Origin of the sequence: Sphingobium sp. Leaf26 (assembly GCF_001421665.1) — a bacterium.
GTDB lineage: Bacteria > Pseudomonadota > Alphaproteobacteria > Sphingomonadales > Sphingomonadaceae > Sphingobium.
On the sequence record NZ_LMKV01000011.1, the window covers coordinates 1 to 22,294 of the forward strand.

Annotated in this window: 16 protein-coding genes; 9 read left to right on the top strand and 7 right to left on the bottom strand. The window is 61.2% G+C overall.

The window, feature by feature from the left end:
* Positions 1–130 (top strand): 4Fe-4S dicluster domain-containing protein (locus ASE85_RS22380; RefSeq protein ID WP_156358204.1); only part of this gene is annotated, 130 nt, incomplete at its 5' end.
* Between the two features lie 5 nt (positions 131–135).
* Here ASE85_RS22380 and ASE85_RS08830 read toward each other — a convergent pair.
* From ASE85_RS08830 to ASE85_RS08840, 3 genes are all read right to left on the bottom strand, one after another.
* On the bottom strand, positions 136–3,255 hold the full coding sequence (locus ASE85_RS08830; protein ID WP_056686815.1) for an alpha-L-rhamnosidase: 3,120 nt from the start codon (positions 3,253–3,255) through the stop codon (positions 136–138).
* A 10-nt stretch (positions 3,256–3,265) separates the two neighbouring features.
* A complete protein-coding gene (locus ASE85_RS08835) occupies positions 3,266–4,246 on the bottom strand; it encodes a sugar phosphate isomerase/epimerase family protein (RefSeq protein ID WP_056686818.1) in 981 nt (326 codons plus the stop codon).
* 66 nt (positions 4,247–4,312) lie between these two features.
* Positions 4,313–5,098, bottom strand: coding sequence for a DeoR/GlpR family DNA-binding transcription regulator (locus tag ASE85_RS08840; RefSeq protein WP_200928330.1), 786 nt, complete (start codon positions 5,096–5,098; stop codon positions 4,313–4,315).
* 262 nt (positions 5,099–5,360) lie between these two features.
* Between ASE85_RS08840 and ASE85_RS08845 the strand changes: the two genes are divergently transcribed.
* From ASE85_RS08845 to ASE85_RS08860, 4 genes are all read left to right on the top strand, one after another.
* Positions 5,361–6,191, top strand: coding sequence for a transketolase (locus ASE85_RS08845; protein ID WP_056686820.1), 831 nt, complete (start codon positions 5,361–5,363; stop codon positions 6,189–6,191).
* Entirely contained in the window at positions 6,188–7,144 is a 957-nt protein-coding gene (locus ASE85_RS08850) for a transketolase family protein (RefSeq protein WP_056686824.1), read from the top strand. The genes ASE85_RS08845 and ASE85_RS08850 overlap by 4 nt, the downstream gene beginning before the upstream one ends.
* Positions 7,144–8,673, top strand: coding sequence for an FGGY family carbohydrate kinase (locus ASE85_RS08855; RefSeq protein ID WP_056686826.1), 1,530 nt, complete (start codon positions 7,144–7,146; stop codon positions 8,671–8,673). The genes ASE85_RS08850 and ASE85_RS08855 overlap by 1 nt, the downstream gene beginning before the upstream one ends.
* A 73-nt stretch (positions 8,674–8,746) precedes the next feature.
* Complete coding sequence (locus ASE85_RS08860) at positions 8,747–11,761, top strand: TonB-dependent receptor plug domain-containing protein (protein ID WP_162237435.1); 3,015 nt, start codon at positions 8,747–8,749, stop codon at positions 11,759–11,761.
* Between the two features lie 66 nt (positions 11,762–11,827).
* On the opposite strand, the gene ASE85_RS08865 is transcribed toward ASE85_RS08860, so the two are convergent.
* Positions 11,828–13,207 carry a glycoside hydrolase family 140 protein gene (locus ASE85_RS08865; protein WP_056686832.1) on the bottom strand — a complete coding sequence of 460 codons (1,380 nt, stop codon included), beginning with the start codon at positions 13,205–13,207 and terminating at the stop codon, positions 11,828–11,830.
* Positions 13,208–13,215: 8 nt separating this feature from the next.
* Positions 13,216–14,496, bottom strand: coding sequence for an MFS transporter (locus tag ASE85_RS08870; RefSeq protein WP_056686835.1), 1,281 nt, complete (start codon positions 14,494–14,496; stop codon positions 13,216–13,218).
* Positions 14,497–14,668: 172 nt separating this feature from the next.
* On the opposite strand from ASE85_RS08870, the gene ASE85_RS08875 reads away from it, so the two are divergent.
* Positions 14,669–16,204 carry a DUF5060 domain-containing protein gene (locus tag ASE85_RS08875; RefSeq protein ID WP_235523442.1) on the top strand — a complete coding sequence of 512 codons (1,536 nt, stop codon included), beginning with the start codon at positions 14,669–14,671 and terminating at the stop codon, positions 16,202–16,204.
* Positions 16,205–16,321: 117 nt separating this feature from the next.
* On the opposite strand, the gene ASE85_RS08880 is transcribed toward ASE85_RS08875, so the two are convergent.
* Both ASE85_RS08880 and dld read right to left on the bottom strand, forming a co-directional pair.
* Entirely contained in the window at positions 16,322–17,071 is a 750-nt protein-coding gene (locus ASE85_RS08880; protein ID WP_056686890.1) for a FadR/GntR family transcriptional regulator, read from the bottom strand.
* A gap of 86 nt (positions 17,072–17,157) precedes the next feature.
* Positions 17,158–18,870 (bottom strand): D-lactate dehydrogenase, encoded by a 1,713-nt coding sequence (gene dld / locus ASE85_RS08885; protein WP_056686893.1) that lies wholly within the window; start codon positions 18,868–18,870, stop codon positions 17,158–17,160.
* A gap of 124 nt (positions 18,871–18,994) precedes the next feature.
* Between dld and ASE85_RS08890 the strand changes: the two genes are divergently transcribed.
* From ASE85_RS08890 to ASE85_RS08900, 3 genes are read left to right on the top strand one after another with little or no spacing between them, the layout of a single operon-like run.
* On the top strand, positions 18,995–19,270 hold the full coding sequence (locus tag ASE85_RS08890) for a hypothetical protein (RefSeq protein ID WP_056686841.1): 276 nt from the start codon (positions 18,995–18,997) through the stop codon (positions 19,268–19,270).
* Positions 19,234–19,614 carry a hypothetical protein gene (locus ASE85_RS08895; protein ID WP_056686843.1) on the top strand — a complete coding sequence of 127 codons (381 nt, stop codon included), beginning with the start codon at positions 19,234–19,236 and terminating at the stop codon, positions 19,612–19,614. Before ASE85_RS08890 ends, ASE85_RS08895 begins: the two co-directional genes overlap by 37 nt.
* Positions 19,615–19,651: 37 nt before the next feature.
* Complete coding sequence (locus tag ASE85_RS08900; protein WP_056686846.1) at positions 19,652–22,240, top strand: TonB-dependent receptor; 2,589 nt, start codon at positions 19,652–19,654, stop codon at positions 22,238–22,240.
* Positions 22,241–22,294 lie beyond the last annotated feature (54 nt).

The following is a 22,294-nucleotide window of genomic DNA, read 5'->3' on the forward strand; positions in this document are numbered from 1 at the left end:
GCTTGCCCGTTTCCAGATCAACGCGCAGAATTGCGTCCATTGCAAGACGTGCGACATCAAGGACCCGACCCAGAATATCAACTGGGTCGTCCCCGAAGGCGGTGGAGGGCCGAATTATCCCAATATGTAAGGGAGTTAAGTGGTTAGCGTGAAGCGATAGCTGCCTGACCCCACCGTCATAGTCCCGTCGGCCGTCCACAGTATATCCGGATGACCGTCAACAGGTTGCCCGCTCTCGATCCAACGGCCGGCGGGCAACTCCACCTGTGCCGTGCAATTGGGGGGGAGGGTGATCGTCAAGCCGGAAAGGCCGGCTTCATCGCCTTGTGTCGCCGTCTCGATCCGGCCCAACTGGCTGTCATAGCGGGCCGACACGGCCCCGACGTCGGAAAACCAGAGTGGCTTGACGGCGACCTGGCGGAAGCCAGGCGTGGCCGGTGCTATCCCCGCCAGCCGGCGGTAGAAAAAGCCGACCACCGCCCCGAAGGCATAGTGGTTGTAACTGTTCATCGACAGGTCGCCGACATCGCCATTCCACCGTTCCCAGACGGTCGTCGCACCCACGCTTGGCATATAGCCCCAGGATGGATAGGCGGTCTGTAGCAACAGGCCGACCAGTTCCTCCCATGCCCCTGCGTCGGCCAGCACATCGAGCAGGTAAGGTGTACCAAGGAAGCCGGTGGATAATTTCATGCCCCGCGCCCGTATGTCCTGCGCCAGGAATCGGGCTGCATCGGCGCGCTGATCCTGCGGCACCAGATTCATGTAGAGTGCCAGAACCTGGCTGCATTGGCTGCCATTGCCGGCCTTTCCTGTGCCGTCCAGCAGTTCTGCGGCAAAGGCTTTGCCGATCGCCTCGCGTAAGCTGGCATAGCGCGAGGCTTCATCCTGCCGGCCGGTCGCAGCCGCCATTTCCGCCATCAACTGTGCGCTGTAGGCCCAATAAGCGGTTGCGCACAGAATGCGTGGCGTCGTTTCGTCATCGGGCTGGATGGCATCGACGGACAGCCAGTCGCCCAGATCGAGTCCGCGATCATTGCGCCAGATATGGTCGGGATTGTCGCGCGCGACGAAATCCATCCACCGCTCCATTGCTGCCCAATTTTCGTCTATGACGGCGGTGTCGCCATAACGCTGCCACAGGCCGTGGGGCAGGATGATGCCCGCCTCGCTCCACCCGGCCGTCACGACATCGGGGAAGGACAGAGGCTGCGGCACGACGATGGGATAGGCGCCATCGGGCCGCTGCGCCGCCCGCGCCTCCAGCAGGAAACGGCGGATAAAGGGATCGACCTCCATGTTGAAGGCGGCCGCATCCAGGAATACCTGAATGTCGCCCATCCAGCCCATGCGCTCGTCCCGTTGCGGGCAATCGGTGGGAACAGCGAAGAAGTTCGACCGCTGGCTCCAGAGCGCGTTGTTCCAGATGCGCTGGAGCAGCGGGGACGCAAAATCCATCGTCCCGGTTTCGCGACAGTCGCTATGGACGACGATCGCCTCGATATCATCGAGCGTTGGCATGCCGGGATAGCCTTCCACCTCGACATAGCGGAAGCCATGATAGGTGAAGCGCGGCGCGAATGTTTCACCGTCCGCATCGCCGCGCAGGGTGAAGCGATCGGTACATTCGGCCCGCCGCAGGTTGGACTGGTCGGCCGTGCCATCGGGATTGAGCAGTTCGGCAAAGCGCAGGCTGATGCAGCAGCCGGCAGGGCCGATGGCGCGCAATTTCACCCAACCGGGCATGTTCTGACCGAAATCGAAGATGAAGCGGCCGGGCACCGGTTCGCTGACGGATTGTGCCCGCATGCTACGGGACGCACGCAGCGGCGGCGACGTCTGGGCGATCAGTCGCGCAGGCGGCGCCTCTCCGATGCGTACCGTGGGCCAGGCGCTGTCGTCGAAGCCGGGCTGGTCCCATCCGGGTTGCTCCCGCCGGGCATCATAGGTTTCGCCACCATAGATATCGGATGCGATGACGGGACCGCTGCCGATGCGCCATGCCCGGCCGGTCGAGACCCACTCGCTCGATCCATCCGCATAGTCGATGCGTAATTGCGCCAGCAGCCGGCGTGGTGCCGGACCAAAGCCATAGCGTTCCATCCGCCATCCGAAAGCGCCAGCATAGAAACCGTCCGCCACGGTGAAGGCCAACGCATTGGCACCGTCGCGCAGCAACGGCGTCACATCATGGCATTGGTAGAGGATATGGCTCCTGGCAACGCTGATTTCCGGCGCCAGCACATGATCCGATATCGGCCGACCGTTGATCCTTCCCTCATAGGCGCCCAGCGCCGTCGCATAGAGGCGCGCTGCCACCACGGCACCGCGTGTGTCAAACTCCGTGCGCAGGCAAATAGCCGGTTCCTTTGGCCGCGGATCGCTTTGGGCGCGCGACCCGGATGGCTGTGCGGCGGCCCAACCGGCTGCATCGAAGCCAGCGTCCATCCACCCTTCGGGCGGGTCGGTCTGCACCCGCCAATATGGTCCGCTCACCCAGCGTTCGACATCGCCATTGCCGCGATGCAGCCGAATGAGTGCTGCCATGGCGCCGCCATCGACGGGAAAGAAGCCGCTGGTGTCGGCTGTGGCGAGCAGGCAAAGGCTGTTGCGCCCCGGTTTCACCTTTCCCTGCGCAGGGAGCAGGCTGCCCCAATAGACGAGATCGGGCAGTGTCGCCGGTTCGCCATTCACCCATATCCCCAGCAGATTATCCTTGGCGGCGACCAATATGGCCGTATCGACCAGATCGCTGGGTGCGTCGAAGTCCAGGCGGAACGCATGTGGACGCGGATCGAGCGGATCGGCGCTCCATATCCATTGCAGCCCGGCCGCACGATCGGCGGCGGACAGCTCATCCTCCGCCTCGATCCATGATGCGCGCCATTCCTCGGGCGCCATAAGGCCGCCTTCAAACCAACTGCGTTCGGACCGTGCGCTTAATCCTTGATTGTCATGGATCTCGACATCCCACCAGATGCGCTGCATCGGCTGGAGTGCCGGGCCATCATAAGGGATGTCGAAACAGGCATCGCTTTCCACGATGCCGCTATCCCATAAGAGTATATCGCCCCGGAAATCCGCCGTCTCGCGATCCGCCATCGCCCGGATGCGATAGCTGCGCTGCATGACCCCCCGGCCGTCGCTTTCCAGGTGCCAGGACAGGCGCGGGTGGCGGACCTCCATACCCAGAGGTTCGACCAGATGATCGGCGCGCAGATCCAGAACGCGCAGAAAGCGGGCAGGGGACGTCATCCTGTCTCTCTCAATAGGATGTGAAAAGGGCGTCGCGGGCGAGCATCATGGCGGCGACCGCATCCTGTCGGTCCTGCGCCGCCTGCATGGCCTCGAAATCCAGCTTGTCGAGCGCGCGCTCGATCACCTTCAGGAAGCTGATGGCGGCGTTGGCGGCTTCAACACTGTCCTCGCGGAACGGGAACTGGTCCAACTGCCACACGCCGTCCCAGTTGTTCTTGCGCAGAGTGTAGAAGAATTCGAACAGTTCGATCGGGTGCACCGACCCGGCAATCATGTCGTCGTCCCAACCACGCAAATTGTCGTTCACATCCATGCCGAACAGTCTGCCATGGTCGATCGCCAATTGTGCCGCATCTGCCGGAGATTCGCCGCCGTAAAGCGAATGGCCGAAATCGAGCAAGATGCCGATATTTGGCAAGCCGATCTTCTCTATGCCCAGCAACGTGCGGGCCACGCTGTCATAACTCATATGATTGCGCGGCTCACGCGGCTTATATTCGATAACGAATTTCAGGTCCGGATTCTGGCTGGCCAGTTCGCCCACGCCATCCATGCTCATCTGCCATAATTTGCGATGATCGACCTGGAAAGGGTAGTCCCAGCCATCCTGCCCCGGCCACAGCTTCACATAGTCCGCGCCGAAACGCCGCACCACATTGGCGGCGTCATTGACCATTTCATTGGCAAGCTTGCGCACGCCGGGATCAGGATTGGTGAAGGCGCCTTTGGCGAATTGGCGCGTGTAGATTTCCGGCGTGATCCCGATCACGGACAGGTTGTTGCGGTTCAGAGCTTCGTCCACGCGGTCGAGCGACAGGCTGGGGTCAACGAAGGGATAGTTGATATCCACGACCGAGAGATCTTCTACCTGTCCGGCGAGGTCGATCATTTCGATCAATGAGCGCGGCGGGCCATAGCCATCGGTGGCATAACGATCCACATAGGTTGCAAAATGCCAGATGCCTGCGCCATATTTCTGCTCGGCCATGGTTCATTCTCTCCAGTTAGGTTGCTGTTGTGGCGCCATGATGCGCCCGGCCTGCCGCTGTTGCGGTCAGGCGATGATGATCTGTACGCCGATCGCCTCGATCGCCTGACGGTCTTCGTCACGGATACCTTCGTCGGTGATGAGAATATGGACCAGTTCCAGTCCGCCCAGCGACGAGAAGGAGCGCTGGCCGATCTTGCTGCTGTCCGCGACCAGGCAGACCTGTTCGGCTGCACCGATCATCGCGCGTTTGACGGCGATGTCCGACAGCGCGGGATAGGTCAGGCCTCCTTCGATATCGACCGCTGCCGTGGCCAGAAACAGGCGCTGGACGTATAGCCCCTTGAAATAGTCGGCGGACCGCTCGCCCGACAACGACAGCGTCGGCGCCTTGAAATGGCCGCCGGTCATATGCACCTCGAACCCCGGCTCCGCACCCAGTGTCAGGGCGATGTTCAGGGCATTGGTGATGACGGTCAGGTTGCGCCGCCCCAGCAGATGGGTGGCGACGGCCGTAGTGGTGGAACCGCTGTCGAGAATGATAGTCTCGCCATTGCCGACAAGCGCGGCGGCAGCGCGGCCGATCCGCTCCTTTGCATCCAGATGCCCCTGATGCTGCAAGGCCATGGACCGGACCTGCTGAGGCACGGATTTCAGGAATGCGCCGCCATGTTCGCGCTCGATATGGCCGTCCGCTTCCAGCTTCTCCAGGTCCTGCCGCACCGTGACTTCCGATACACCGAAGGCCTCGGCCAGGGTGCGGACGCGCGCGCTGCCTTCCTCCTGCAACCATTCCAATATCTTGAGCCGGCGTGTTTCGCCCAGCAGGCGGGCTTGTGCGCTATCCTTCACCGTCTCTGTCTCCAGATGATGGGTGACGATGATCCAGGCACGTATCTCTCCGGCAAATTACCATCCGACGATGGCGCTGCAAAATCTCTAGGGCAGACATGACGGACTTGTCAATTTTTCTCATTGAATCAAAAAACGAAAGAAAACGAAAGTTCATGGATTGCGTATTTCTTCGTATCGGATTATTGCCCTGACGCAGGGAGAGTTTTGCCAAATGACGATGTCGCCTGTTTCCACCCCTGACTCTGGGGCTGGAGAAAATATGAATACTCGTATTCGCGAGGTTTCGGCGCGCGCCAACTGGATGCGCCGCCGCCTGATCACGATGATCGTGGAGGCAGGGCAGGGGCATCCCGGTGGCGACCTTTCGGCAACGGATATCATCGCGGCGCTCTATTTCGATATTCTTCGTTTCGATCCTGCCAAACCTGCTGCACCCGGTCGCGATCGCTTCGTGATGAGCAAGGGCCATTGCACTGGCGCGCTCTATACGGCGCTCGCCGGGGCGGGCTTTTTCCCCGAAGAGGAACTGCAAACCTATTTGAAGCCGGAATCGCGGCTGAACGGCCATCCCAACCGCACCTATCTGCCGGGCGTCGAAACCAATACCGGGCCGTTGGGCCATGGCCTTCCTGTCGCAGTCGGGATTGCCGTCGCGGCACAGATCGACAAGGCCGACTATCGCGTTTTCGTGCTGACCGGCGACGGCGAATTGCAGGAAGGCTCGATGTGGGAAGCGGCGATGTTCGCTGGCCATCGCGGACTTGGCCAGTTGACGGTGATCGTTGATCGCAACCGCCTGCAACAGGGCGCGTCGACCGAAGATACAAATGCGCTGGAGCCGCTGGCCGATAAATGGCGCGCTTTCGGCTGGGATGTGGCCGAAGTGGATGGCCATGATGCAGCGGCTCTGCTGACGGCGTTCGATGCCGCTTGTCAGCCCCGGTCGAGGCCACTCTGCATCATCGCCAACACGCAGAAGGGACATGGCGTCAGTTTCATGGAAAATCAGGCCGGATGGCATCACGGCGTACCCAATGCCGATCAATATGCTCTGGCCATGGCCGAACTGGAAGCGGAGATGGCGGCATGAGCGCCGCCATAGCCCCTGCCGGCCTGTTCGACTGCCGCGATGCCTATGTCCGCACGGTGGAGGAACTGGCGGTTCAGGACGACCGCATCGTTGCTGTCGTCAATGACTCGGTCGGCTCGTCCAAGCTCGGCAAGTTCCAGGAGCGTTTCCCTGATCGGCTGGTCAATGTCGGCATTGCCGAACAGAATATGGTCGGTGTCGGTGCGGGCCTGGCCAATGGCGGCAAGATTCCATTCGTCAGCGGCGCTTCCTGTTTCCTGAGCGCCCGCGCGCTGGAGCAGATCAAGGCGGATTGTGCCTACAGCCATGCCAATGTGAAACTGTGCGGCATATCCAGCGGAGTCGCTTATGGCGAACTTGGCGCCACCCACCATAGTATCGAGGATATCGCCTGGCTGCGCGCGATCGATCGGCTGACGGTGATCGTGCCGGCCGATCCCTGGCAAACGGCCGAGGCGATCAAGGCGGCGGCGGCGCATGACGGACCGGTCTATATCCGTATCAGCCGCATGCCGGTGCCCGAACTGGAGCGCGACGACGCGGTGTTCCGGATCGGCAAGGCTGAACGGCTGCGCCCCGGAACCGATATCGCGATCATCGCCAACGGCACGCTGGTCCATCATGCCGTGTCAGCGGCGCGAAGGCTGGAGGTGGACGGCATTGCCGCGCAGGTCATCAACATGGCGACCATATCCCCCATGGATGTAGAGATGCTGGCACAGGCGGCGGCCACCGGCGCCATTGTAACCGCAGAAGAAGGGCTGGCGCATGGCGGCCTGGGCGGCGCGGTGGCGGAATATTGCGCGACCCACAGCCCGGTGCGGATGCGGATGCTGGGTTTCCCCGGCTTCCTGCCTACCGGATCGGCGCAATGGCTGATGAACCGGTTCGGCCTCAATGCCGACGGGATCACGGCGGCGGCCCGTGACCTCCTCAAGGTAAAGGCACGCTGATGCGCAACCCGGTCATCCTTGCCATTGATCAGGGAACGACCAACACCAAGGCCCTGCTTGTTTCCCCGGCGGGAGAGATCATCCTGTCCCGTTCGCGAGCGATGCAGGTAACCTATCCGCAGCCCGGCTGGGCGGAGCAATCTGCGTCCGACATATGGGAAGCTGTGGCCGGGCTGATCGCGGAAATGGTCGCCGCGGCGCCGGATGCGGAAATTGTCTCGCTTGCCCTGTCCAACCAGCGCGAGACGATCGTCCTGTGGGATGCGCGAACCGGTGAGCCGCTGGCCCCCGCCATCCTCTGGCAATGCCGCCGATCCGAAGCGCGTTGCGCCGCTCTGCGGGAAGCAGGGCATGAGCAGATGATCGTTGCGCGCAGTGGCCTGGGCATCGACCCGCTTTTTCCGGCGGCCAAGATCGGCTGGCTCCTGTCCAACCTGCCCAATGGTCGGCAACGGGCTGCGCGCGGGGAATTGCGGTGCGGTACGATCGACAGTTGGCTGTTGTGGAAACTGACCAACGGAGCCGTGCACGCAACGGACTACAGCAATGCGTCCCGCACCCAGTTGTTCAACATCGACACCTTATGCTGGGATCCGGCACTCGCCGCCTTGTTCGACGTGCCCCTGACGCTGTTGCCGGACGTGCGCGGGTCGGACAGCCGCTTCGGCACGGTCGCCACCGGGCTGACGCCTTTGCCGGCCGACACGCCAATCCATGCGCTGATGGGCGACAGCCATGCAGCCCTGTTCTACCATAGTGCGAAACAGGCTGGCGCGACCAAGGTGACGATCGGCACCGGCAGTTCGATCATGACAGCCACTCCGCGCTCCGTCCGGTCGGCCCATGGCCTGTCCAGTACCATCGCCTGGCATCGGTGTGGCGAGACGCAATATGCGCTGGAAGGCAATATCGCCATTTCCGGTCACGCCGCCGCCTTCGCTGCAGATCTGCTTGGACTGGCGGATGAAGCGGCGCTCACCGCGCTGGCGGCCAGCGTAGCCGATAGCGGCGGCGTCGTGTTCCTGCCCGCCTTGGTCGGGCTCGGCGCGCCTCATTGGTGCAGCGAGGCACGGGGTGCCATTTCCGGCCTGTCGCTTGGCACCCGGCCCGCGCATATCGCTCGTGCGGCGCTGGAAGCGATTGCGCTGCAAATTGCCGACGTCGTGGCAGCGATGGAAGCGGATCTGGGCAGCGCCGTGCCACAAATTGCGGTGGATGGCGGCGCCACGCGCAATGCGCTGTTAATGCAGTTGCTGGCCGACCTGACCGACCGTCCGGTTGTTCGTCCGCATGTGGCGGAAGCCAGCGCCCTGGGCGTTTCCCGGCTGGCGGCCGAAGCAATCGGGCTATCGGTTCCTGTTCTGCATGGCACGATGGTCGATCGCATAACCCCGGCCATGCCTGGCGATGAGCGGCAACGGATCAGGACAGGATGGCAGGCTGCCGTAGCTGGCGCCATGCACCGGTCAAAATCCCGGCATGCCAACGAAAACGGGTCGATTCTGAAGGAAGTGCAGGCAGGCCGATAAGCTGATCTGCCGATACGGACTGCCGCGAAAGATAAATAAACAGCGGTTTCATTATCATAGGAGGGGAATGACCATGAAGGTTCATCATATTTGTCGTCGGCGCAGCCAGATGCTGCGCGCCTTGTGGCTGGGCGGTTCCGGTATCGTCGCTCTGCTCGCTTCGCCTGCTTACGCGCAGATTGCGCCACAGGAGGCGCAGGATAATAGCGCCAGCACGGCCGACATCGTCGTCACCGGCAGTCGTATCGCCTCCCCCGCCCTGACCTCACCCAGCCCGCTTCAGGTTGTTACGTCGGAAACGCTGCAAAATAACGGTATCATCAATGTTCAGGATGCCTTGCAGCAGAATCCGGCGATCGGCCTTCCCGGTTTCAGCCGTACTACCACCGCCAACACGACCAATCCTGGCCTGGCGACGGTGAACCTGCGCAATCTGGGTGCGGATCGTACGCTGGTCCTGATCGATGGGCGTCGCTCCGTTGCTGGCGTGCCCGGCACGGCGCAGGTTGACCTGTCGATGATCCCGACGCCCTTTGTCGATCGGGTCGATGTGCTGACCGGTGGTGCCTCCGCCGTCTATGGATCGGATGCGGTCGCCGGCGTGGTCAACTTCATCTACAAGAAGAAATTCGAAGGATTGCTGCTCAACGCGCAGGCCGGGATTTCCGAGCGCGGCGACGATCGCCAGATGGCCGTCAACGCCACCTATGGTCATAATTTCGCGGACGGTCGTGGCAATTTCATGATCTATGGCGGCTATGTGAATGAAGGGGCGGTCGATGCGCGTGGCCGCAGTTTCTCCCGCAGGGACTATACCAGCCTCGGCACCATCCAGCGTGTCGCAGGGAACAATGATTCCAACCTGACCGCGGCGCAGAACATCTTCACGTCTTTCTACAACCCGTCCAATGTCGGTCCCGGCGGTGTCTTCGTCATCGGGTCGCAGACCAATAGGGTGATCGACGCCGACGGCAGCTTCCGCGCCTATAACGCGGCGACGGATGGCTGGAACCGGGCGGAATGGGGGCTGCTGGCTTCGCCGTCGGAGCGCATGACATTCGCTGGCCGCTTCAACTTTGATGTCAGCGACAGCGTCAACGTCTTTTCCGAAGTCACCTATTCCAACGTCGTGACCAAGGGGCGGATGGAAGCGTCGCCGATGCGCACCGATGGTGCGTTGGGCGCTTTCACCGGCACCAATGGCTTCTATCCCATTCAGTCCCGCGTGCTGGTGCCCGGTGGCAATGGCGAAACCATGCTGGTTAACAATCCCTTCGTGCCGCAGGCGGTTCTGGATGCGGCGACGGATCGCACCGGTGATGGGCTGAAGGATCTGAGCTTCCTGATCCGCGCCACGGCTTTTGCCCCCGGCACCCGCACCATCCCGACTGAGCGCGACAATTTCCGTGCGGTCCTCGGCACTACGGTGGACCTGGGCAACAGTTGGAAATTCGACGCCTATTATCAATATGGCTTCACCAAGCAGAAGCAGTCGATGTCGGGTCTCGCCAATCTCTATAATCTGGCGGAGGGCTTGCAGGTCATCACCGACGTCTATGACTTTGACCGGGATGGCAGCACGACCGACGCGGTCTGTGCGAACGCCGATGCGCGGGCGCGTGGTTGCGTGCCGATCAATGTCTATGGTCAGGGCAAGCTGTCGCAGGAGATGGTCGACTATCTTCAGGTCAGCCTGCAACGCGATTCCAAACAGTCGATGCACGTGGCCGCCGCCAACCTGACCGGCACGCTCTTCAACCTGCCCGGCGGTCCGGTGCAGGTCGCGGTCGGCGCCGAGTATCGCAAGGAAGAAAGCCGTGACGTCTTCGATCCGCTGACCAACGCAGCGCGCAACGGCTACGTCCAGTTGACCGACACGGCCGGCGGCTTCAACGTCAAGGAAGCCTATGGCGAACTGGTCGTGCCGATCCTGTCGGACACGCCCTTCTTCCATAGCCTGACGCTGCGCGGCGCCGCACGTATGTCGGACTATTCGACGGTTGGCACCTTCTATGCCTGGAATGCTGGTATCGAATGGGCGCCAGTTGAGGATATCCGTTTCCGCGCCGTCTACGCCCATGCCGTGCGCGCGCCCAACATCGGCGAATTGTTCGCGGCGCAGGCGGCCGGTATCGTCACCATCACCGATCCGTGCCAGGGCATCACCCTGACGACGACCGGGACGATCGCGGACAATTGCCGGGCGGTACCGGGCATCCTCGCCAATATTCAGCAGAACGGGTCTTTCACCCTGACCCAGGCCGATCTGTCCGGCGTCGGTGGTGTGACGGCGGCCAATCCGAATATTCGCGAGGAAACGGGCAAGACGCTGACATTGGGCGTGGTCATTAATCCCAAGTCGATCGACGCCCTGCGCAACCTGACCCTGACTGCCGACTTTTTCGACATCAAGCTTGAAAACGCGATCAGTCGCGTGCCCGCCGCGACCGTGCTCAACAAATGCTATCGGGAGGGGCAATCCGACTTCTGCCAGTTCGTGACCCGCCGCACTGTCGCATCGGGCGCCTACAGCATCGGTTCGGTCGAGCAGGTCGTGCGTGGCCTTATCAACAGCGGCGGCTCCTTCTCGCGCGGGCTCGACTTCACGCTCAACTACAGCCACGAAATGGCGGGTGGCCGTGCCAGCGTCTCGGCGGCCTGGACGCATCTGCTCAAGAACGGCTTCCGTGCGCTGACCGGCGACGCCTATGACAATACCATGGGTGAAATCGGCACGCCGCGAGATTCGGTGAATCTCGGCCTCAACTGGGCCAATGACGATTTCGGCATTACCATCAACAATGAATATATGGGACCGCAAGTTCTGGATTATGAGAATTTCCAGACCCTCTATCGTCTTGCCGACGGATCGGTGCCGGACGAGAAATATTTCCGTGTGAAGTCGAAAATCTACACCGACATGCAGGTCCGTTTCACGTCGATCGCCAATTTCGAATTCTATATCGGCGCGAAGAACATGTTCGACGTAAAGCGTCCGCCGATCTGGGGCGGACTGCCGGGTAACGTCAACGGCACGTACGATGTGCTCGGCCGCCGCTTCTACACCGGCGTCCGGATGAAGCTCTGACGATTTGCGGCAAAAGGGGGAGGAGGGCGGTGCCTATGGCGCCGCCCTTTTCTGTCAGTCGATACTTCAGTCGATACTGTCGAGCAGTAGCGTCCAGTCATTGCCCGGCGTGGGCGTTCCGGGCGGCGTGAACAGTCGTTGCCCGCGATTGGGGAAGGTTGCGATGGGCTGCGTCATCCCGGTGCGCGGATCATACCATGCCGCGCGAACGCGGGTGCCGCCTATCCGGCCCATCTGCACGCGGAATGGCTTGCCACTATAGCTGTAAGCCATGGCGTAGCGGGTGCCGCGCGTCGCCGCCACCCGATCATATCGCTGTCCATTGTCCACGATCAGCGCCTGATCGGGTACACGTTCCAGATAGGGGCGCGACAGCATCAAATCTTTCAAGTGCCGCATCTGTCCGGCTCCTGCCGCATCAAGCGCCGCCCGCCAGGGGATATGCGCCCAATAGGCTGCCTTCTGCCCCGGCACATGGAACTGCATCACGCTATTCTCGCCATATGTATGGCCAAACGCACCGGCGAAGACCGACCACCAGGCATAACGCCGAACATCTGCCGCCTGCCAGATTGGCTCCGGCACGGCATCCAGTCCGTGGGGAATATTTTCATAGCTGGGTTCGCCATCGATGCTCGGCTTGGCGGGGCTGCGCGCGCGATCGTCGGCAATATATTTCCAGTTGTCCTCCCCGCGTGCGCAAGGCGTGCTATCCTGCGCATAGCTTTGGTGCCCGGACTGGAACATGTTGAAATCCAGCCAGCTTGCATTGTGGAAGGTCCAGCTGGAATCCGTCCGTCCAAAGGGATGGAATGTCATTAGATGATCGGGATCGATCGCCTTGATCGTGCTCCCCAGCGCCTGCCACGTAACGGTTGCCATGTCGGCATGGGTGTCGCCGCCATTCAGCCAGATGATGTTGGGCTTATCCTTGTAGCGTTCCGCCAGGAAACGCCCATAGACGGGCGCGCTGTCCACGGTCAGTTGGCGCATCTCGGCAAATGTGCCCCAGGCCGGAACCAGCGCCAGATAGAGGCCATGTGCGGCCGCCCGATCGATCACCCAGTCGAGATGGTCCCAATAATCATATTGGCCGGACTTGGCGGGATCTCTGCCCGGCGTCATCCTTGGCTTCATGATGTCGCCATTCTCCAGGGCTGGCCCCGTCATCGCATTCGCCATGTCGGGGCGGTGCAGGATCATGACCTGAATGACGTTGAAGCCCTGCGCTGCCCGGCGGGCCAGATAGCGTTCAGTATCGGTCCGATCCAGCCGGGACAGCAACAGCCAGCCGGTATCGCCCAACCAGAAGAAGGGCTTGCCGTCCGCCTCGACATAGCGGCCATTGGCTGACACGCGCAGAGGAGGCGTTTGCGGCTGGGCCGCGGCGGGGGCGACCGTACAGGCCAGCAGCAGGCCGGCGATGAACCTGATTTTGGGAGACATGGTGTCCTTCAACTCAGCCCGGCTTCCAGTTCCTCCAGCGACTTGCCTTCGTTGCGCGGTGCGCCCCAGAAGCCGATGATGCCGCTTACCACCAGGAATCCGGTCAGGATCCAGGCCAGGTTGGTAAAGCCGGTCGCCGTCAGTACCGGTACGAAGAAGCTCCATATGCCCAGCAGGATGCGCACGATCGCGAACATCACGCCCTGCGCGGTGCTGCGCAGCAGGGTTGGGAACATCTCCGAACTCCACAGTTGGAAGAAGCATTGGGCGCCAAACCCCTGACCGAAGGCCATGAGGAAGACATGGACGATCGCCACCGGCAGGGTGAGCGGCAGCAGCGCCAGCAGCGCCATGCCGATGACCTGAATAATCGCGGATATCAGGAACATCGTCCGCTGGTTCACCCGGTCCGACCAGCGCATGAAGACCAGCCAGATCGACGCCATGCCGATCAGGAAGCTGCCCGCCTGGATGGCAACCGACATGGCCTGGCTCTGATTACCGACCGTGCGCAGGATATAGGGGAAGAAGAATCCGTTGGTGCCGGCCCAAAGGTTCCAGAACACATACATGCCCGCCAGGAACGCCATGGATCGGATATGCTGGCGCGTGAACAGGGCGCGCAGACCCACTCTGGGCTGGCTGCGTGCCGCCTCGCTGGCCTGCGCATCCAGCCAGCGCTGCGATTCCTGCATCTTCGACCGCAGGAAAGTGAGCGCCACCGCCAATATGGCGAGGTGCGCGAACACGATCCGCGCGCCCAGCAGGCCTAGCGGCGTCAACGCCAGGAACATGAGCAGTACTACGACCGGCCCCAGATACCAGAGCACCTGCGCCACACCGCTATGCTTGCCGCGCGCGCCTTTGGGCGCCATCTCTGCAATCAGGGACCAGGATGCGGGGATGTCCGCGCCGACTGCCAGACCCACAAGGAAGAAGCCGACGACAATCATCCAGGCGTTCATGGCGAAGATCAGCCACAACATGCCGAAGGCGTAGAACAGCATGTCATATTGGTAGATCTTCTTGCGCCCGAACAGGTCGCACAACCGTCCGCCGATGAAGGCGCCTATACCGGCCGAGATCGCATTAGGGCCAAAGGCGCCGATCATGCCGACCAGATCGTTGCTCAGTCGGTAGGTTTCGACCCACAGCGCCAGCGCTGCGGAGCCGGCAACGATCGACCCGGCATCGATATAATTGGCAAGGCCTGCCAGGATGCTATTCTTCCATGCGTCGTCCGAATGCTGATCGGCGGGACAGGCGTCGATGGCTGTCGTTGCGGACATGAATTCCTCCCCTCATAAGGCCTTGCCGGCCTCATATTTGTATGACATGTTTGCTCATATAATACTATTATTGTCGACGCCAGCCCCGATCGGGATTTTCCGGCGGAAATCGGCAAGGGAGAGGATAGCAGTGACGGTTTCGCGACGGAACATGCTGACAGGGGCTATGACCATGGGCGCGGCAGCCATAAGCGGCCCGCTGGTTGCGCGCCCGGCCCTGACGAAAACGGAGCGCTGGGGTGTCTTCGAACTGCGCCTTGATGGCCCCGCGAACGGTAATCCCTTCAACGATGTGACGCTCTCGGCCAGTTTCTCCAGCGGTGGCCGAACCATCCAGGTGCCCGGCTTCTACGACGGCGATGGTGTCTACCGCATTCGGTTCAGTCCGCCCGACCTTGGCGACTGGCAATGGACCAGCAGCAGCAACGTGCCGGCGCTGGACGGCAAGAGCGGCCGCTTCGACTGTATCGCGCCGTCGAGTGGCAATCATGGCCCGGTGCGCGTATCTGGTGGCTATCACTTCGCCTATGCCGACGGCACACCGTTCCGCCAGATCGGCACCACCAGCTATAGCTGGGCACTGCAAAGTGACGCCAAATGCGCCGAAACGCTTGCCACGCTGAAAAGCGCTCCGTTCAACAAGATGCGCATGCTGGTCTTCCCCAACGTGGAATCGGTCGCGACCAACCCCTTCGTACGGACCGGCCCCGGCGGCAGGGACTGGGATCCGTCGCGGCTGGACCCCGCCTATTTCCGCCGTTTCGAGGACCGCATCCAGAAATTGGGCGCGCTGGGGATAGAGGCGGACGTCATCCTCTATCATCCCTATGATGAAAAACGCGGCTATAATGACATGGGGCGCGCCGACGACGAGCGTTATGTGCGCTACTGCATCGCCCGCTTTGGCGCCTACCGCAATGTCTGGTGGTCGATGGCCAATGAATATGATGATGTGAAGAGCAAGACGATGGACGACTGGGACCATCTGCTGCACCTGCTCCAGGCCGAAGACCCGCATGATAGGTTGCGATCCATCCACCAGATCACGGTCTATTATGATAATCGCAAACCGTGGATCACGCATAGCAGCATCCAGAATGGGGCGGCGGTGCTGGACGACGTGCGTGCCCAGTTGCATCGCAGCTTCGGTCTCAAGCCGGTCGTGTTCGACGAGGTCTGCTACGAAGGCAATTCGAAGCTGCGCTGGGGCAACCTGACCGGCGAGCAAATGGTCGAGCGTTTCTGGTGGGGGCTGATGGGTGGCACCTATGTCGGCCATAGCGAAACCATCGACCCGCAACAGAATGCGGACCATTCATGGCTGGGGCAGGGTGGCAGGCTTCAGGGTAGCAGCCCGCCGCGCCTGGCTTTCCTCCGCAAGATCATGGAGGATGGCCCCGCGCCCGGTATCGAGCCGATCCAGACATGGTGGAATTATTCGATCGCCGGCAAGGAGTTCGAATATTATCTCCATTATTTCGGCAAGGATCAGCCGACCGAATGGCCGGTGGTGCTGCCTGGCAAGAAAGGCCAGCCGATGAACAGCTATCGGCTGGACATCATCGACACATGGAACATGACGGTGACGCCGGTTGACGGCCTGTTTCGTATGCAGCGGCACAGCGATTATGATTTCCACGATCCCGCCCGACCGACCGTGACATTGCCGGGCAAGCCATGGCTGGCCGTTCGTCTGGTCAAGGTTTGACGACCGGACGTAGGCTCTCGGAGGATGATGCGATTGAATTGCATCATCCTCCGAGAGTCTTTTATTTTCCGCATTTTGCGAGCTGTCATCCGTTCCAACGGTGCAGGCGCTGTGGCTTCACCCCTGCTGCGTGCGCGACAGGCTTCGCGACACCTTGATCGCGCCAAAATCAATAATCTCGCCCATCAGCCGCCCTGCTTCCTCCGCGGCGCCTGCCTCGATCGCATCGACCACGCGCTCATGCCGCAGCACGGTTTCGTCGTGCATGTCGTCCTCCTCCAGCGGCAGCATCAGGAAAGAGGCGACTAGCGCTACCTGCGTCACCGTGGAAAAGGCGTTGAGCAGGAAATTGCCTGATGCCGAACCGATCGCCTGATGAAAAGCCAGATCGGCCTCTGCGAATTTCTGGCGTGATCCGACGGCGTCGCGCATCCCCGCGACCGCCGCACGCAGCAGTGCGATGTCTTCGGGTGTCGCGCGATGTGCGGCCAACTCCGCCGCGCGGGATTCCACTGCGACGCGCGCTTCTGCAATCCCGCGCCGAAAATCGCTGTCCATGCCCAGGCTGACCCGCCAGGCCAGCACTTCGGCGTCGAAGAAATTCCAGTATTGCTGGTTGCGTACGCTGGTGCCGACCCGTGTCTTGGACACGATCATCCCCTTGGCGGTCAGGGTCTTGAACACTTCGCGCAATACCGTGCGGGAAATGCCGAACCGGTCGATAATCTCCTGTTCCGGTGGCAATTTTGTACCAGGCGGATAGGTGCCCGCCAATATCTCGGCACCCAATGTCTTGGCGACCTGGTCATGGGTGGAAGAGGTCTGTTTCAGATAGGCTTCGAAGCCGGATGTCTGCTGTTTTGCCAAAAGATATCCTTCACCATGACCGTCGCACCCCAATACGGTCATTCCGCTGTTAGGCTAAACCGGCAGCATAAACCAGATCGTACGGATCAAACTTTCGGATCATCCCTGTAATTTGAGCGCCTCGACATCTGTCCGATGCCGGGGTTCATGCGGTTGGAAGGGTCGAGCGTGCGATAGAAGGCGGCTAGGGCGGGCTTGGCCGGATAAAGATGGCCGACATTATGTTCGGCTGGATATTCCGCGCGCCGATCGTCCAGCAGGCGCAGCAATTCTGTTTCGAAACCATGAATGTCGGTTCCCTTCCGCACGACATAATCCTGGTGGAAGACGTGACAGAAGAAATGGCCATAATAGAGTTTGGCGATGGCCGCCGCCTCGACCGCCGGTGGCAACGTCTCGGTCCAGACGCGCGCGTTGCGGGGCAGGGCAACGTCCAGCGCGACGATATCCTCTACGCTATCGCGATGAATTTCGCGATAGCGTACGGCGGCTCCGGCCACGGCGAACCGGTGGAGAAAGGCCTTGTCGGCCTCCTCCGTCGAACATTCGAAATAGTCGCCATCCCGATCGCGGAAACTACGCTCAAGATAGGCTCGCATGGCCGCCATATCCTCCGCCGCCATGCGGAGCATCAGATGATGTTCGTACCGGTCACGCCAGCTTCGCATGCGCGCGGGCAGATGCTGCGGGAAAATCTGGGCGAGGCCGTTGAGCCAGCGATCGGTCAGGCCGCGCCGCCCCTTGCCCAATATCTCCAGCCAGCCGTCCACCCGCGCCTTGAACGCGAACAGGGCGGGTAGTCGATCGGTTCCCAGCAAGCGCACTGCCAGGAACAGATCCTTGCCGTATCGCGCGGCAATATCGAATGCCGTGCGATGCACATATTCTGCCGCGATCGGCAGGCCGCCAAAGTCGCGCAGCATGTCGCGGCGCAGCGTTGCCAGCAGATCGGCATCATTGGTGCCGATATAGAAGACGCCGCTGCCTTCCTCCTTCGCAAAACTGTCGAGCCTGACGGCGAACAGTGCGATCTTCCCGGCACTGCCTGACGCCTCATGCAGCTTGCGCGGATCGGCATTGAAGCGGGCGGGCGTATCGGCGTCGATATCGCGGACATGTGTGGCATAATCCCGGTCGGATGCGTGACGGCCGGCTTCATGCCGCACATCGGCATCGGTGAAGGCGCCGCGATCCAGTCGATCCAGCAGCCCTTCGGGATCATCGCCCAGCGCCACGCCCAGATGGTTGACGAGGGACAGGCGGCCATGATCGTCCAGCCGGGCATAGAGCGCCAATTCGGTATAGGCCGGGCCGCGCCGCACCAGTGATCCGCCGCTATTGTTGCAAACCCCACCCATGACACTGGCACCCAGGCAGGATGATCCGATCACGCTGTGTGGCTCACGGCCCAGCGGCCGCAATCGCCGCTCCAGCGCATGCAGGGTGGCGCCGGGCAGGCAGATGACCTGTCGCCCGCCTTCGATCAGGTAGATGGTCTTTATCCGTGTCGTGCTGATGATCACGACGGGCCGGTCATAGGTGTCGCCATGGGGGGTCGATCCGCCGGTCAGCCCGGTATTGGCTGCCTGCATGATGATGGCGGTGCCGGCATCGACGCAGGCCTTCAGCACATGCCATTGTTCGACCAGTGTGCCCGGCCGCACGACGGCGGAAACCTGCCCCGATCCGAACCGATAGCCGAAACGGAAACGGCGGGTTTGCCGGTCGTGAGTCAGGACATGGCGGGTGCCGACGATCCTGCGCAGGCTGGCCAGCAATATCGCCGGATTTCCCGTCATCCACTCCCCCTGCTGATCCCTGCCGGCTGGCCCTGTTGGGCTATCCGATTGTTCGGTGTGCATCTTGACCTGTTTCATCTATATAATATCATATTACTAATTATAAAAAATGGGAAGAGGGGCCATGAAATGCAATTATTTTGCTGCCGTTATGATCGCTTGGCTGATGGTTGGCAGTGCCGTCGCCGCGCCGTTCGATCCGCCAGTTGTTCCTTCAGATACGGCGCCCTATGACGTCGACCATCCCGGACGCGCCAATTCGCTGATCGACATGCGCTTCCTGCTGGATGGGCCGGCGGGCAAATATGGTTGCCTTTCAGGCAAAGACGGCCATTTCCGTTTCTCCAATGGTCAACGTTTCAAATGCTGCCCCTGCCGACGCCAGATTGGCTGTTGCTGACGGCGACGGCCAGGGCTGGCAACAGCGCACAGGTGTGGAATGAACGGCATGCCATGTTCGACATGTGGGGCATCGCGCCGACATGGATCGAACCGGTAAGGGGCTGGCTGACGCTCAAGGATCTGGATGGCGCGCTGGCTGTGACAGCGACTCCGCTGGATGATGCAGGCAAGCCGAATGGGCCGGACATCAAGGGGCGCATGCTGGAAGACGGCCGGGCGCTTCCCGCGCCACGCCTGCCGCTACCTCCTGGCGGATCAGTATTGCCCTTCGAAATCGCGCAAAACCGCCCTTTCCGCATTACTCCCACAAATAACTTGAACTCATATAATAGTATTATATAACGATAGTCATATAAGCATCCATATCGGGAGAGGGGTTATGCGTTTCGTTCATCACATGCTGGCGGGGGCAGCCGCTTGCGCCGTCATCGGCTTTGTGCCGTCCATCGCCTATGCCCAGAATGCGGCGGATGCCGACCCGGCGGACATCGTCGTTACCGGCATTCGGGCCAGCCTTCAGTCGGCCCAGAACATCAAGCGTAACTCCGACAAGATCGTCGACTCGATCGTCGCAGAGGATATCGGCAAGCTGCCCGACATCAACGTCGCCGAGGCGTTGCAGCGCGTGTCGGGTATTCAGGTCAGCCGCGATCGTGGCGAGGGCGGCGGTGTTGCCATTCGCGGCCTGTCGCAGGTGCTGACCACCATGAATGGTCGCGAAATCTTCACTGCGGGCGGCGGTCGCTCCTTCAACCTTCAGGATGTCCCGTCTGAACTCCTGTCGGGCATCGACGTCTACAAGACGCCCTCGGCCGACCTGATCGAAGGCGGTATCGGCGGCGTCATCGACCTGCGCACGCGCAAACCGCTCGACAAGAAGGGCTTCGTCTTCAGCGCCAGCGCGCGTGCCCGCTATTCGGATCTTGCCGATGAGGTAAAGCCGATGGCGTCCGTTCTGGTCAGCAATAGCTGGGACACGGACGCCGGTGAATTCGGCATCCTGGTCAGCGCCGCCTATCAGGAACGCGCCTTCGCCACTGACATCATCAATGTCGGCGCGCCCAATGGCCGCAACGACATCATTGCCGGTCAGACGGTGAACGCGCCCAATGGCTCCTACCAGCCCGCGATCAAGGGTAACCGTCGCCGTATCGGCGTCGACGGGATCGTGCAGTGGAAGCCGACGCCGGAACTCGAAATCTATGGTCAGGTCAGCTATCAGGACTTCCGTTCGATCCAGACCCAGTTCGGCCTCAACATCCCCACCAATGGCCGGACCGCCGTGCCGGGCAGTGCCACGCTGTTCGATGGAACCAATGACATCCGGTCCATTTCCTACAATAATGTCGCCTTCAGCACCTTCGGCGTGGCGCGCGACACTTATGACGAGAATTTTCAATATTCCGGTGGCGTGACCTATGAAACGGACAAGTCCCGTTTTAATATCGACGCCAGCTATTCGACGTCAAAGAATACGCTCTATTATTCCGAACTCGATCTTGCCGGCGTCGCACCGCTCGCGCAGCAGAACGTCAGCGGCTCCGTGCCTTCGATGGCGCTCAGCGGCATCGATCTCAACAATATCGCCAGCTACACCATCGGCGCGATGACGCGGAACGAGAATTACTTCAAGGGCGACATGTGGGCGATCAAGGGCGATGCGTCCTTCGATATCGAAAGCCCGATCCTGAAATCGCTCAATTTCGGCCTGCGCTGGGCGAAGCGTGGCATGGACTTCACGCCAGTCCGCTTCTTCCAGACGCCGGGCACGGCCGCTGCGCGTCTCAATGCCGGACCCTATGCCGACCTGTTCATGGCCAATCCGCTGAACAACATGTTCAACGGTTCCGGCAATATCAATCAGGATTTCCTGGTCGCCGATCCTGATGCGCTGCGCTCGATCGACAGCTTCAACGCCATTCGCCAGCAGCTTGGCATCACCGCGCAGGTCGGCGTCAGCCAGCCCGGTATCTACAGCATCAACGAAACCACGCTGGCAGGCTACGCGATGGCCAAATATGGCTTCGACCTCGGCAGCGTCCCGGTCGACGGCAATATCGGTGTCCGCGTCATCCGCACCGGCCTCAATGTGACGGGCAACCGTCTCGACGCTGGCCAGACCGTGCCGACGCCGATCGACATGGACAGCAATTATATGAGCGTCCTGCCCAGCGCGAACATCCGTTTCAAGCTGAGCGACGAACTGCAATTGCGCCTGTCCGCGTCGCAGGTGCTGACCCGTCCGGGCTTTGGCCAGTTGGCGCCGACCCTGACGCTGATACCGGCTCAGAATACCGGCTCTTCGGGCAATCCCGATCTGCGCCCGCTCAAGGCGGACCAGTTGGACGCCAGCCTCGAATATTATTTCTCGCCCACCGGCTCGCTCTATCTGGCCGGCTTCTATCGCAATGTGCAGAATTTCATCCTGACCGGCACGGTCCTGCGCAATATCGACGGCATCGAATATAGCATCTCGGCGCCGACCAACAGCAATCAGGGCAAGATCAAGGGCGTTGAAGTCGGCGGCCAGACCTTCTTCGACTTTATGCCGGGCCTGCTCAGCGGCTTCGGTGTCCAGGCCAACTATACCTTCGTCGACAGCTCGACCGGCACGTCGATCGCGGGGCTGAGCACGCCGCTGACCGACCTGTCGAAGCATAGCTTCAACGTCAGCGCCATCTATGAAAAGGGGCCGCTGTCCGCACGCCTTGCCTATAACTGGCGTGACAAGTTCCTGACCGGCTTGTTCACCAACAATGTCGTCACCGGCCTGCCTGTCTATCGCAAGGCCTATGGCTGGCTGGATGCGTCGATCAATCTGGATGTGACCAAGAATGTCACCCTGTCGCTGGAAGGCAGCAACCTGACCCGCAGCAAGACCCACACCTATTATGGTCGGGAAACGCTGGTCGGCAATCTGGAACAGGATGATATCCAGGTTCTGGGCGGCGTTCGCGTCACCTTCTGATCCCCACCGATTTTCCTCCCCCTCGTCCCTGCGGCTGCACCCGCGGGGACTTTT